The organism is Synechococcus sp. CCY9202 (assembly GCF_034931685.1).
Classification (GTDB): Bacteria; Cyanobacteriota; Cyanobacteriia; order PCC-6307; family Cyanobiaceae; genus CBW1002.
On the sequence record NZ_JAYGID010000074.1, the window covers coordinates 1 to 13,150 of the forward strand.

Sequence of the window (13,150 nt, forward strand, 5' to 3'; positions counted from 1 at the left end):
GCCCCTCGGGGGCCGATCCCGCCCGCTTCGCCGGCGCCGATCCCGCCGCGGCCCCGCCCCGCTTCCTGGCGGTGGGTCGGTTCGTGGCCAAGAAGGGGCCGCTGCTCAGCCTCGAGGCCTTCGCCCGCGCCAGCGCCGGCCATCCCGACTGGCGGCTGGAGATGGTGGGGGAGGGGCCCCTGCTGGCCCGGGCCCGTCAGCGGGCCAGCGACCTCGGCCTCGGCGATCGGGTGATCTTCTCCGGCCTGCTGCCGCCGCCGGCCATCGCCGAGCGGCTGCGGGGGGCGCGGGCCTTCCTGCAGCATTCGCTCACCGCACCGGATGGGGATCAGGAGGGATCGCCGGTGGCGGTGCTGGAGGCCCAGCTGAGTGGCCTGCCGGTGGTGGCCACCCGCCACGCCGGCATCCCCGAGGTGGTGCAGCACGGGGTGACGGGCCTGCTGGTGGAGGAGGGTGACGTGGCGGCCATGGCGGAGGCCATCCGCCGTCTGGGGGAGGACCCGGCCCTGGCCGGCCGGCTGGGGGCGGCGGGGCGGCGCCGCTGCCAGGAGCACTTCACGGTGCAGCACCACCTGCAGGCCCTGCAGGGCCTGATCGAACAGGTGGCGGCCACGCCGGCGCCTCTGCCCGGCGATAGCCTCAGCCCGTGAGCTTTCTTGCCGGCCTCAACGACGCCCAGCGCCGGGCGGTGGACCACCACACCGGTCCCCTGCTGGTGGTGGCGGGGGCGGGCAGCGGCAAGACCCGCGCCCTCACCCATCGCATCGCCCACCTGATCGGCCACCACGGCGTCGATCCGGCCGATCTGCTGGCGGTGACCTTCACCAACAAGGCCGCCCGGGAGATGAAGGAGCGGCTGGAGCTGTTGCTGGCCCAGAAGCTGGCCCAGAGCCAGTTCGGCCAGCCCTGGAGCACCCTGCCGCTGGTGCAGCAGAAGCAGCTGCGCAGCCGCATCTACCGCGAGGTGATCAAGGAGCTGTGGATCGGCACCTTTCACGCCCTGTTCGCGCGGCTGCTGCGCTTCGATATCGACAAGTTCCACGACCCCGAAGGCCTGCGCTGGACGCGGCAGTTCTCGATCTACGACGAGAGCGACGCCCAGACCCTGGTGAAGGAGATCGTGACCCAGGAGCTGGGTCTGGATCCGAAGCGGTTCGAGCCCAAGAAGGTGCGCTGGGCGATCAGCAATGCCAAGAACCAGGGCTGGCTGCCGGAGCAGCTGGAGGCCAGGGCGGAGGGGGTGCGGGGCCGCAAGGAGGCCGAGGCCTACCGCCTCTATCGCCGCGCCCTGGCCGCCAACAACGCCCTCGATTTCGATGATCTGCTGCTGCTGCCGGTGCAGCTGCTGCGCCAGAACGAGCAGGTGCGGAACTACTGGCATCGTCGCTTTCGCCATGTGCTGGTGGACGAATACCAGGACACCAACCGCACCCAGTACGACCTGATCAAGCTGCTGGTCACCGATGGGCGCGACCCCGCCGCCTTTGAGGAGTGGGCGGGGCGCTCGGTGTTCGTGGTGGGCGACGCCGACCAGAGCATCTACAGCTTCCGCGCCGCCGACTTCACGATCCTGATGGGCTTTCAGGAGGATTTCGGCGACGGCGCTGCCGATGAGGCCACCAGCACCATGGTGAAGCTGGAGGAGAACTACCGCTCCACCGCCACGATCCTGGAGGCGGCCAACGCCCTGATCGCCCACAACAGCGAGCGGATCGACAAGATCCTCCGCCCCACCCGCGGCGAGGGGGAGCTGATCACCCTCACCCGCTGTGACGACGAGATCGCCGAGGCCGAGGCGGTGGTGCACCGCATGCGCATGCTCGAGGCCGCCCATCCCGATCTGCGCTGGGGTGACATGGCGGTGCTGTATCGCACCAATGCCCAGAGCCGGGCGATGGAGGAGGCCCTGGTGCGCTGGGGGATCCCTTACATCGTGGTGGGCGGTCTGCGCTTCTACGACCGGCGCGAGATCAAGGATGTGCTCGCCTATCTGCGGCTGCTGGTCAATCCGGCCGACACGGTGAGCCTGCTGCGGGTGCTGAATGTGCCCCGCCGCGGCATCGGCAAGACCACGATCGAGCGACTGACCGATGCCTCCAATCAGCTGGGGATTCCGTTGTGGGAGGTGGTGAGCGATGCCGAGGCGGTGCGCTCGCTCGGCGGCCGTTCGGCCAAGGGGCTGCTGCAGTTCCATGAACTGATCACGGATCTGCAGCGCCGCATCCAGGACGCTCCTCCCTCTGAGCTGGTGCAGCGGGTGCTGGAGCAGAGCGGCTACCTGGCCGAGCTGATCGCCGCCGGTACCGATGAAGCCGAGGACCGGCGCCGCAACCTCAACGAACTTGTGAATGCCGGTTTGCAGTACCAGGAGGAGAACGAGGAGGGGGATCTGGAGGGGTTCCTGGCCTCGGCCGCCCTCGCCAGCGACGCCGACAGCAAGGACACCGACCAGGACCGCGTGACGCTGATGACCCTGCACGCCAGCAAGGGGCTGGAGTTTCCGGTGGTGTTTCTGGTGGGGATGGAGCAGGGCCTCTTCCCCAGCTACCGCTCCCTGGAGGATCCCGCCGCCCTGGAGGAGGAGCGCCGCCTCTGCTACGTGGGCATCACCCGTGCCAAGGAGCGTCTGTTTCTCTCCCATGCCAGCGAGCGGCGCCTCTGGGGCGGCATGCGCGAGCCGGCGGTGCCCTCGGTGTTTCTCTCGGAACTGCCCGAGGAGCTGGTGCAGGGCGACATTCCGCGCTCCGGCGGTGCGGCCCTGCGCCGGGAGCAGCGGCTTGATCGGCTCACCCGTGTCGATCGCGAGGAGTCCCGCCGCGTGGCTGATGGTGGGGAGGCCGGCGCCGCCACCAATGCGGTGCGGCGCCGCGCCGGTGCGGCCCGAAGCTGGGTGGTGGGTGACCGGCTGCGCCATGCCGCCTTCGGGGATGGCCATGTGACCCATCTGTTCGGCAGTGGCGAGAAGATCTCGATCGCCGTGAAATTTGAAGGCATGGGCCCGAAGATCCTCGATCCGCGCCTGGCGCCGATCGAGCCGCTGGCCTGAGCGGCGATCCCTGGGATCCGACCATGCACTCTGATCCGACTCTGCCTGACACCGCCCTGCAGGAGACGTCCACCAACCGCCCCAGCGCAGGACCGGGGCTGCGCTGGCTCGTCTGGCTGAGCCTTGGGGTGGCGGTGCTGTTTGCCGGGCGGGCCCTGGCCCTGGTGGATGCCACCAGCCTCTGGGGCGATGAGCTCAGCACGGCCCGCAAGTCGTTTCAGCCCTCACTGGCCTATCTGTTCACCTATCTCACCACCGACACCCACCCGCCCCTCTATTACGGCCTGCTCTGGCTCTGGGGGCAGCTGGTGCCCGACACGACCGTGTTCCTGCGGCTGTTTTCCTGGGGGTCCTATCTGCTGGGTGGGGGGGGTGATCGTGGCCCAGGTGGCTCAGATGGCCAGGCCCCTGGCACCCCCACGGCGCCATCTGGCTGTGGCGCTGGCCGTGATCCTGGCCTTCTGCAGCCCCTTCCCGATTCGCTTCTCGATCGAGGCCAAGGGGTATGCGCTGTTGGTGCTCTGGATCGCCCTGGCCCTTCTCTGCCGCCGGCGCTGGTACCAGGGCGGTAAGCCCGCCGATGGCATCGGCTACGGCCTGGCCCTGGCCCTGGCCGCCAGCCTCACCCACTACTACGGCCTCTTCTACGGGGTGGCCCTGGCGATCACCGATCTCACGGTGCCCTGGCGGCCGCTGCGGCTGCGGCTGGAGAGCGCCGCGGTTTGCCTCGTGGCCGCCTTGCCGAGCCTCGCCTGGATCTGGCACAGCCGCCGCTATCTGCTGGAGGGATCGGAGGCCGGCGAGTGGATCGGCAGGCCCGATGGCGGCATGGCCGAGGAGGTACTGGCGCGGGCCCTGGGACCCTGGCCGCTGCCGAAGCTGGCCCTGCTTCTGGCGATGGGAGCGCTTTATCTGGTGCTGTGCCGCCGGCGTGTCACGGCAGAGGCTGGCCTTGGCGTTGGTATCCAACGCCCCTGGCTGGCCTGGCTGGACGGGTCTGGTCTGCTCTCCGGCGGCCTGCTGGTGCTGCTGGTGGTGGGGGTGTCGTTCGTGAAGCCCATCGCCTACCCCCGCTACTTCGTGGTTCTGCTGCCTGCGGCGGTTCCCGTGGTGGCGCTGGCCTTTGCGTCTCTACCGGCTCCGGCCAGCCGCCTGCTGCGGCTGCTGCCGCTGGCCCTGGCCACGGCCCTGGTGCTCACCTTCTGGGTGGATTCCTTCCGCCCCCTGCAACCGGGAGGCGTGTTTCAGGGATCCCGCGAGATGAACGACTTCCGCCTGCTGGTGTTGGTCAGTCAGGACACACCCGTGCGGATCAGTCCACGGGCCCATCATTTCCGCACGGCCGAGCGGCTGCTGCGTCAGGCCGGTACGGTGAATCCAGCTCCGGTGTCACCAGGCCCCGTACCGCCCCGTGCTGCCCCGCCGGGCCTGGATTCCTGGGGCGATCTGCGCGATCTGCGCCGTCTGCTGCGCCGCCAGCAGCCCCCCGATCGGTTGGTGCTGGCCGAGACCGGTGGCCCGGACTCCGTGCAGCGTCGCATCGATCCAGCCCTCGCCCGGGTTGAGGAGCTGGGCTATGCCTGCCGCCGCGACCTGCCCAGCCGGCCTCACCTGCGTCTCTATCGCTGCCACTGGCCCGCAGCCGCTCAGAGGCTGGAGGGCTGAAAGCCTGCCGCGACGGCCGCACGGATCACCAACAGCTGCTCCAGCAGCGGCTCGAGGCGGTGCAGAGGCACCATGTTCGGCCCGTCGCTGAGGGCCCGATCGGGGTCGGGGTGCACCTCCATGAACAGCCCATCCACGCCCACGGCCACCGCCGCCCGGGCCAGGGGCGCCACGAACTCGCGCTGCCCGCCGGTGCTGCTGCCCCGGCCGCCGGGCTGCTGCACCGAATGGGTGGCATCGAAGATCACCGGGCAGCCCAGGTCGTGGAGCTGGGGCAGGCTGCGGTAATCCACCACCAGCGTGTTGTAGCCGAAGCTGGTGCCGCGCTCGGTGAGCCAGAGGTTCTCCACACCGGCCTCCCGCAGCTTTCGCACCACCTGGGCCATGTCCCAGGGGGCGAGGAACTGCCCCTTCTTGACGTTGATCGTCTTGTCTGTGCCCTGCACCGCGGCGGCGGCGGCCAGCAGCAGGTCGGTCTGGCGGCAAAGAAAAGCGGGGATCTGCAGCACGTCCACCACCGCGGCCACGGGTGCGGCCTGGTGGCTCTCGTGGATGTCGGTGAGCAGCGGCAGCCCGAAGCGTTGCTTCACCTCGGCCAGCACCTCCAGGCCATCGCCCACGCCGGGGCCGCGGAAGGAGCCGCCGGAACTGCGGTTGGCCTTGTCGAAACTGGCCTTGAAGACGTAGCGGATGCCCAGTCGGTCGGTGATGGCCTTCACCTGTGCGGCGATCTCCAGAGCCAGCTCGCGGCTCTCGATCACACAGGGGCCGGCGATCAGGGTGAAGGTCATGGCGGCAGGGTCAGGCCTCGGGTCGGGCCAGGTGCAGGATCGCCCTAGCCTCGCCCCATGACCCAGCCCATCCCGATCTTCATCGGCGTGGATCCGCGGGAGCGGGCCGCCGTGACGGTGCTGATCGACAGCCTCTATCAGCACAGCTCGGCGCCTCTGGCGATCACGCCGCTGGTCACGCCGCAGCTGGAGGCCCAGGGGCTTTACTGGCGCGCCCGGGATCCCAAGCAGAGCACCGCCTTCTCCTTCAGCCGCTTCCTGGTGCCACACCTGATGGATTACCGCGGCTGGGGGATCTTCATGGACTGCGACATGCTCTGCCGCGGCGATATCGCCGAACTTTGGGCGCTGCGCGACGAGCGCTATGCCGTGCTCTGTGTGCAGCACGAGCATGTGCCGGCCGAAACCCGCAAGTTCCAGGGGGAAGTGCAGAGCGCCTACCCGAAGAAAAACTGGAGTTCGCTGATCCTGTTCCAGGCCGGCCGCTGCACCGCCCTCACGCCCGACTACGTGAACACGGCCACCGGCCTCGATCTGCACCGCTTCCACTGGCTGGCTGGTGACCACGAGATCGGTGCCCTTCCCGATCGCTGGAACCATCTGGTGGCCGTGCAGCCTCCGCCGCAGCGATCGGCCGTCGAGGGGGGACCCGTACTGCTGCACTGGACCCTGGGCGGCCCCTGGTTCCGGGAGCAACGCACCATGGGGGAGGCGCTGGCGGCGGAGTGGTTCGCGGCCCGCGATGCCGCCTCCCGTCTGTGGGAGTGATCCGCGTGCCTCGTTCCGTCAGTCCTGATGCCGCCTCGCCGCTGCCCACGATCGTGGCGGTACCGGCCCGGCTCGCCTCCAGCCGTCTGCCCGGCAAGGTGATGGCCGACATCGGCGGCCAGCCGATGCTGCGGCGGGTGCTGGAGCGCTGCGCCGCCGCCGAGACCCCCGCCGCCGTGGTGCTCTGTACCGACAGCCCGGAGCTGGTGGACGCCGCGGCCGGCTGGGGCTTCCCGGCCCTGCTCACCGGCGCCGACTGCCCCTCCGGCAGTGACCGGATCGCCTCGGTGGTGCAGACCCTGTTGACCATGGCCGACACCGGGACGGCGCCCCTGAGTGCCGAGACCACCCTGGTGATCAATGTGCAGGGGGATCAACCCTTTCTCGATCCCGCCGTGATCGATGCCATGGCCGCTGAATTCGGGCGGCGCCGGCCGTTGCCGGAGGTGCTCACGCCCGTCTATCGCCTCAGCGCCGCCAAGGTCCACAACCCCAATGTGGTCAAGACCCTGCTGGCCGCCGATGGCCGCGCCCTCTACTTCTCCCGCTCGGCGATCCCGCACGTGCGCGATGTGGAGCCGGCCGACTGGCCCGACCACGCCCCCTACTGGGGGCATGTGGGCCTCTATGGCTACCGCGCCGATGTGCTGGCCGGTTGGGCCGCGCTGCCCCATTCGCCCCTGGAGCAGGTCGAGAAGCTGGAACAGCTGCGGCTGATCGAGGCGGGCATCGGCATCGGCACCTTCCCGGTGGAGGGCGACTCCCTGTCGGTGGATACGGCGGAACAGCTCGAACAGGCCAGGGGGATCGCGGCCCAGATGAACGCCGCAGGAGGCCCCGTGGCTCAGGACATCGCCGTTCAGTCGTTGCGGTCGCGCCATCCCTCGGCACAGAGCTGACGCCAATGCGGCCGGCGCCCCAGGATCCGCTCCACCAGCTCCCGCACGGCCCCGTCGCCGCCGTTGCGCTCGAGCACAGCATCGGCCTGCCGCCGCAGGGGTGGGGCCGCATCGGCCGGGGCCAGCAGCAGCCCCACGCAGGGGCGCACCGCCAGGTCGTTGAAGTCGTCGCCCACAAAGGCGGTGCTGGCTGGCTCCAGGTCGAGTTGCTCCAGCAGCCGCGCCAGGGCGGCGGGTTTGTCCTTCACTCCCACCAGGCAATGGCGGATGCCGAGATGGCGGGCCCGGGCCTCGGTGGCACCGCCCATGCCGCCGCTGAGCAGGGCCACCTCCAGCCCGGCCTGTTGCAGCAGGCGGATCCCCAGTCCGTCCCGCACATCGAAGCGCTTGAACAGCTCGCCGTTGGGGCCGTACCAGAGACCGCCGTCGGTGAGCACCCCGTCCACATCGAGCACCACCAGGCGCAGCTGATCCAGGCGAGGCCCGAGCTGTCGCCAGCGCCGCCGTTGTCGCATCCATTCCAGGGCGCCGATCATGGCTGCGGGCTCCGCCCGCTGGTGAGGCCGGCCTGCACCAGATCGTGCAGCCGCAGCAGCCCCAGCAGGTGCCTGTCCTGATCGGCGCTGCCGCCGGCGTTGGCCAGCACCGGCAGGATCGAGATCGGCTTGCGGCGGTTCCGCTCCATCCGCTCCAGCGCCTCCACCGCCAGCAGGCCAGGCCCCACCGTGATCGGATCGGCGGTCATCAGGTCGCGGGCCGTGAGCGTGGCCCAGGTGCCGGGGCCATGGGCCTGCAGGGCGCGGCGCAGGTCACCATCGGTGATCAGCCCCGCCAGCCGTTCGGGCTCGTCAGGGGGTGCCACCCAGCAGGCGCCGATGGCATCGCGCGTCAGCTGGGCAATCACCGCCGGCAGATCCGCCGACGGAGCCAGGGGGTGGAGACGGTCGGCCGGCACCATCAGGTCGCCGACGCGCAGGGTGAGCTGGCGGCCGAGGCTGCCGGCCGGATGGTTGAGGGCGAAGTCCTGGGGGGAGATGCCGCGCCGCTCCATCCACACCGCCGCCAGGGCATCGCCGATCGCCATCGCCACCGCGGTGCTGGCGGTGGGGGCGAGGTTGAGCGGACAGGCCTCCCGGTCCACCGAGCCATCCAGAACCGCATCGCAGCCCCTGGCCAGGCTGGAGTCCAGCCGGCCCACCAGGGCGATGCGGGCACTGCCGCGGCGTTGCAGATGGGGCAGGATCTCCAGCAGCTCCTGGGTTTCACCGCTGTTGGAGAGCAGCAGGGCCACGTCCTGCGGCGCCACCACCCCCAGGTCGCCGTGCAGGGCATCGAGGGGGCTGAGGTAGATCGCCATCAGCCCGATCGAGGAGAAGGTGGCCGCGATCTTGCGGGCCACGATGCCGCTCTTGCCCACGCCGGTGATCACCAGCTTGGCCCGATCCTCGGCGCAGCGATCGAGCAGCGCGAGGGCCGCCTCCACCTGGCCGGCATCGAGGCGACCGGCCGCGGCGGCGATCGCCCCGGCCTCCTCCTCCAGACAGCGCGTCAGGGCCGACACCGGCGCAGTTCCTTCATGATGCGCCCATTCTCCCCATCTCCGGTCTGGACGGGGCTTGCGCGTCATGGAGATCCCGGGCCTGCCGCCCCAGTTGCTGCCCCTGCTGCGCCAGGCCGCCGTGCACCATCGCCTCGCCCTGGTGGGCGGTGCCGTGCGCGATCTGCTGCTGCACCGGGTGCACCACGATCCCTGGCGGGGGCTGCCCGACCTGGATCTGGTGGTGGAAGAGGCCAGTCTGGGCGGGGTCAGCTGGCCCGCAGCCAGCCCCGAGGCCGCTATTGCCATCGAGGGGAGCTGGCAGCCAGCTCCCGAAGACTCCCAGCCGGAGCGGGTCAGTGCGCTGGAACGGCCGCCGGCGGCCCATCGGCTCGCCCGCCGGTTACGGCAGCAGTTGGGGCCCCAGCTGGTGCCCTTTCTCCAGGAGCACGGTGCCTACGGCACGGTGGAGCTGGAGCTGGATCTCGGCGCCTGTCACGGTGAGGCCCTCCAGGCGGGCGACCAGCCGCTGCTGCTTGATCTGGCCAGTGCGCGCCAAGAGAGCTACCCGGTGCCTGGCGAGAACCCCCGGGTGCGCTACGGCAGCCTCGATGACGATCTGGCCCGGCGGGACTTCACCATCAACGCGATGGCCCTGTTGCTGGTGCCCTGCCGTGGTGATCCCGCCTCCCCACCGGATGCCAGCTGCCTGCTGGATCCCCACGGCGGCCAACGGGATCTGGTCCGGCGCCAGCTCCGCTTTCTCCACGCCGCCAGCGTCCGCGATGACCCCACCCGGGTGCTGCGAGGTGCCCGCTACGTCGCCCGCCTCGGTTTCACGCTGGCCCCGGAGAGCCTGGAACAACTGCAGAGCACCCTGGCCACCTGGCCCTGGGGGTGGCGGCCGGGCGATCCGCCGGGGCAGGCTCCCTCGGCCCTGGGCACCCGGCTGCGCATGGAACTGGAGCTGCTGCTGGAGAGGGAGGCCTGGCGCCGGGCTCTGACGGCACTGCAGGGGTGGGGGGCGCTGCAGCTGCTTGATCAACGGATCCAGGCGGATCGAACCTGGCCGCGGCGGCTGGCGTGGGCCCAGCGCTTCGGGTTGCCCCTGCCGGCGGCCCTGGTGGCGGCTGCCGCCGATCCCCTCGCCCTGGCCGAGCGGCTGCAGTTGCCCCATCGCCAGCACAAGTTGCTCAGTCAGTGGCTGCTGCTGCTGCAGCGGCTGGCGGAGGCGGCTTCCGCTCCGGCCGATGGCCCAGCGGAGCCCTCCCAGTGGACCCAGCTGCTGGAGAGTCCGGGGCTTTCAGCCGAGGCGGTCGCCCTGGCCCTCGCCTGCGGCAGTGGCAGTACCCGGCGGCGGCCCCTGCTGCGCTGGTGGCTGCTCTGGCGCCATGTCAGGTCGCCGTTGTCTGCGAAGGATCTGCTGGCTCAGGGTGTGACGCCTGGTCCCCAGCTGGGGATGCGGTTGCGCCAGGCCCGGCTGGAAGCCATCGATCAGCTGGAGGAGGCTCGGGTACTGCGGCGTCCGGCAGCCCCCACAAGGCGGTGACGGCCAGATAGCCGATCAGGCACTGGCTGGCGGGATTGATCAGGAACACCGTGGTGGCCAGGGCGTTGAACAGCAGCAGCAGATCCAGGGCGATCGCCGCTTCCGTGAGGGTGGTGCCGTCGCGTCCCCAGGCCAGTCGCAACGGTGTGTGCCGCAGGCGCCACCTGATCGCCATCACCAGGATCACCAGCAGCAGCACCAGTGCCAGCAGGCCGAGACTGCCGGTTTCGCCCAGGATCTGGGCGACGCTGTTGTGGGCATGGCCCATCGGCCGCCAGCCGTCACCGCGCGCCTGGGCGGTGGCCTCAGCGCAGAACTCCCGCGCCCGCGTGCCGAAGCCGATGCCGTACAGAAAGCGGTTCTGACCGGAAAAGGCGATGCCTCCGTAGCACTCCGCCGCCTTGAGGCGGCCCAGGTCGGAGAGGAGATTGCGGCCGCTGCTGGGGGCCAGCACGAACCACCACAGGCTCATCACGGCGGCCAGGGCCGCGGAGCCGCCCAGGGCCAGCAGCGCTGCCTGGCCGGCCTTCAACCGGCCCCGGGCCCGACTGATCAGATACGCCATCGCCATGGCCAGCAGCGGTGCCAGCAGGGCCAGGCGTGATCCCGTGCGCAGGCAGAGCCCATAGCCCAGCAGCGCCGTGGCCAGCAGGGCCAGGCGTTTCCAGCCGGTCTTTTCCAGCAGCCCGCCATAGGCGGCGCAGACACTGAACAGCATCGCCAGGGTGGCGACGCGATTCAGGCCGCCAATCCCAACCTTCTTCTGTTCCAGCACGACTTCCAGGGGGGTGCTGAAGTCGAGGCTGCCGGGCCAGTGCAGGGCCAGCAGCACGACCACAGGCAGGGTCGCCAGGCCGATCCACTGCAACGAGGCCCGCCAGGAGGCTGGCCGCCGACCGGCACCGGCAGCCAGGCCCAGCACCACCATCAGCAGATCGCTGGGGCCGGAGGGACTGCTCTCCTCGCCGAACAGCACCACCCGCACGTTCACCAGCAGCAGCCCGAGCATCAGGGCCGCCCAGGGGGTTCCGGCCGGCCTCTGCCGCACCTGCCGCACCGCCTGACTGACCAGCCGCAGGGCCAGCCAGATCAGCAGCAGGCCGGTGGCGAGCAGTTCCTGGGAGCGGAACAGCTGCAGGGCGAAGATCAGCGGCAGCAGGGCATCCAGCCAATCCGTCGCCCCCTCGCCCGGCCAGCCCCACCGGCGTGGACTCCTGCCGTGCGGAGCTGTGTCTTCGGACGCGATCACGGCAGAAGTCGTGGCCATAGGCAGGGCTGCGCGGAGATCAGGTCTGGCCGCAACGTTGTCGGGGGGGATTCCAGCACAGGCCCCCATAGCCGCAGCGGTCACCGCTGCTCGGGCGCTTGGCCTCGATCAGGCTTCGACCACTTCACCGATCACGCTGGCCTGTTCAAACCCGGTTGCTGCCAGGGCCTCCAGGGCATCGGCGACCTGGGCCGCCGGCAGAGCGGCCAGGAGGGGGCCACAGGTCTGCGGATCGATCAGCAGCCCCAACCGGGAGCCTGGGGCTGGCTGGTCCAGTCGGATCGGGCCGTCCAGCGTGGCCAGGGCTGCCGCATTGTCGGGGGCGAGGCTGCTGGCGAAGCCCTCCTCCAGCAGCTCCAGAGCACCGGCCAGGGCGGGTACCGCAGCGGCGCGCAGCCGCACGGCCAAGGGAGGGGGTCCTTCGCCGCGACCGATCCCGAGCATCTCGCCCAGGTGTCCCAGCAACCCGAAGCCGGTGATGTCGGTGCAGGCCCGGCAGCCGTGACGCGCCAGCAGCGGCACCAGATCCGCCTGGCTGCGCTGCATCTCGGCCAGGGCCGCGGCGATCCACTCCGGCCGGGCCGCGCCGGCCATGGCGGCGGCAAACAGCACGCCACTGCCGATCGGCTTCATGATCAGCAGCTGATCCCCGGGGCTCAGGCCGCCCTTGGGCCACAGCTGCTCTGGCGGGGCGACGCCGTTCACTGTGAGCACCAGGGTGATCCGTTGGCCGGGTGGCTCAGCAGCGGCCTGCCTCTGTGCCGCTGCACCCACCCCGTCAGACAGCTCCAGACGCTCCTCAAGGGTGTGGCCGCCGAGCAGGATTGCTTCCATTGGCTCCAGCACCGAACGGATCCCGGCCAGGGTCTGGACCAGCAGCTCCTCCTGCAGGCTGGGCCCCACAGCCTGCAGGGTCACGGCCGCCTGAACGCTGTGCACCGAGGCACCGCAGGCCCAGAGATCGCTGCAGGCATGCAGGGTTGTGAGCCGGGCATTCAGCCAGGGGTCACTCAGCAGGGCTGGGAACCCATCCACGCTCTGCAGCCAATGCTCACCGTTGGCGCCGCGGCCCAGTTCCACCGCATCCTCCGGCGCCGGTGGATGGCTGCTGCCACTGACGCGGGCCAGGGCGGCGGTCAGGGGCGCCGCGGCCAGCTTGGCGGCGCAGCCGCGACAGGCCATCGGCTCGCCATTGGCGGTCTGCATCGGCTGCAGGGCCGTGAACAGCTCCAGAAAACTCCGGTCGATCTGCTCCTTCCAGCGCCAGAGCCACCCCGCCGGCCCAATCGCCAAGGGGCCCCACAGCGCCACCGCCTGGCGGGGAGGCCCCGGTAGGCCCAGCAGTTGCAGGGCCCGCCGCTGGGGCCGCCAGGGCCGCAGGGGGCGCCCGATCAGGCTGCGCTCCAGGTTGGTGGCCAGCACCGGCGCAGACCGCACAGCCCAGACCCCCGAGGCCGCACGCGGATCTATTCCAATCAGGCCGCAATCTCCGCTGGCAAAGATCGTCGCCTCACCGATCACCCGCAGGCTCGAATCGGTGATCACCCGGCCCGAGGTCGGCTCCACCGGCAGACCCGCGGCGGCCAGCCAGGCCGGGGCCCGGCTGCCGGTGCAGGCCAGATCAGCCG

The 13,150-nt window shown here is 70.6% G+C and carries 10 protein-coding genes; 6 read left to right on the forward strand and 4 right to left on the reverse strand.

Annotated elements, in window-relative coordinates; genetic code table 11:
• The 3 genes from VB777_RS10580 to VB777_RS10590 form a co-directional block, all read left to right on the forward strand.
• Positions 1-650: glycosyltransferase (locus tag VB777_RS10580; protein ID WP_323248810.1), on the forward strand; the 650-nt coding region annotated here is incomplete at its 5' end.
• A complete protein-coding gene (locus tag VB777_RS10585; protein WP_323248812.1) occupies positions 647-3,046 on the forward strand; it encodes a UvrD-helicase domain-containing protein in 2,400 nt (799 codons plus the stop codon). The genes VB777_RS10580 and VB777_RS10585, both read left to right, overlap by 4 nt.
• Before the next feature lie 396 nt (positions 3,047-3,442).
• The gene (locus tag VB777_RS10590; RefSeq protein WP_323248814.1) at positions 3,443-4,711 is read left to right on the forward strand and encodes a hypothetical protein; all 1,269 of its coding nucleotides are present in this window, start codon (positions 3,443-3,445) and stop codon (positions 4,709-4,711) included.
• On the opposite strand, the gene kdsA is transcribed toward VB777_RS10590, so the two are convergent.
• Positions 4,693-5,502 carry a 3-deoxy-8-phosphooctulonate synthase gene (kdsA, locus tag VB777_RS10595; RefSeq protein ID WP_197171192.1) on the reverse strand — a complete coding sequence of 270 codons (810 nt, stop codon included), beginning with the start codon at positions 5,500-5,502 and terminating at the stop codon, positions 4,693-4,695. The two genes, VB777_RS10590 and kdsA, sit on opposite strands and share 19 nt — an antisense overlap.
• A gap of 57 nt (positions 5,503-5,559) precedes the next feature.
• Between kdsA and VB777_RS10600 the strand changes: the two genes are divergently transcribed.
• Entirely contained in the window at positions 5,560-6,270 is a 711-nt protein-coding gene (locus VB777_RS10600) for a hypothetical protein (RefSeq protein ID WP_197158029.1), read from the forward strand.
• A gap of 5 nt (positions 6,271-6,275) precedes the next feature.
• Positions 6,276-7,169 (forward strand): 3-deoxy-manno-octulosonate cytidylyltransferase, encoded by an 894-nt coding sequence (gene kdsB, locus VB777_RS10605; protein ID WP_231598100.1) that lies wholly within the window; start codon positions 6,276-6,278, stop codon positions 7,167-7,169.
• On the opposite strand, the gene VB777_RS10610 is transcribed toward kdsB, so the two are convergent.
• Complete coding sequence (locus VB777_RS10610) at positions 7,130-7,705, reverse strand: KdsC family phosphatase (protein ID WP_231605481.1); 576 nt, start codon at positions 7,703-7,705, stop codon at positions 7,130-7,132. The genes kdsB and VB777_RS10610 overlap by 40 nt on opposite strands.
• Positions 7,702-8,730: a KpsF/GutQ family sugar-phosphate isomerase gene (locus VB777_RS10615; protein ID WP_231598102.1), complete on the reverse strand. Its 1,029-nt coding sequence runs from the start codon at positions 8,728-8,730 to the stop codon at positions 7,702-7,704. The genes VB777_RS10610 and VB777_RS10615 overlap by 4 nt, the downstream gene beginning before the upstream one ends.
• A gap of 64 nt (positions 8,731-8,794) precedes the next feature.
• Between VB777_RS10615 and VB777_RS10620 the strand changes: the two genes are divergently transcribed.
• The gene (locus VB777_RS10620) at positions 8,795-10,255 is read left to right on the forward strand and encodes a CCA tRNA nucleotidyltransferase (protein ID WP_197158026.1); all 1,461 of its coding nucleotides are present in this window, start codon (positions 8,795-8,797) and stop codon (positions 10,253-10,255) included.
• A gap of 1,375 nt (positions 10,256-11,630) precedes the next feature.
• Here the strand turns inward: VB777_RS10620 and VB777_RS10625 are convergent.
• The coding region (locus tag VB777_RS10625; protein ID WP_323248817.1) for an AIR synthase-related protein at positions 11,631-13,150 on the reverse strand (1,520 nt) is incomplete at its 5' end.

Bases quoted from the DNA above. Each gene is read 5' to 3' on its own strand.
- kdsA (WP_197171192.1), bottom strand. From the start codon at position 5,502: ATGACCTTCACCCTGATCGCCGGCCCCTGTGTGATCGAGAGCCGCGAG.
- VB777_RS10620 (WP_197158026.1), top strand. From the start codon at position 8,795: ATGGAGATCCCGGGCCTGCCGCCCCAGTTGCTGCCCCTGCTGCGCCAG.
- VB777_RS10590 (WP_323248814.1), top strand. From the start codon at position 3,443: ATGGCCAGGCCCCTGGCACCCCCACGGCGCCATCTGGCTGTGGCGCTG.
- VB777_RS10610 (WP_231605481.1), bottom strand. From the start codon at position 7,705: ATGATCGGCGCCCTGGAATGGATGCGACAACGGCGGCGCTGGCGACAG.
- VB777_RS10600 (WP_197158029.1), top strand. From the start codon at position 5,560: ATGACCCAGCCCATCCCGATCTTCATCGGCGTGGATCCGCGGGAGCGG.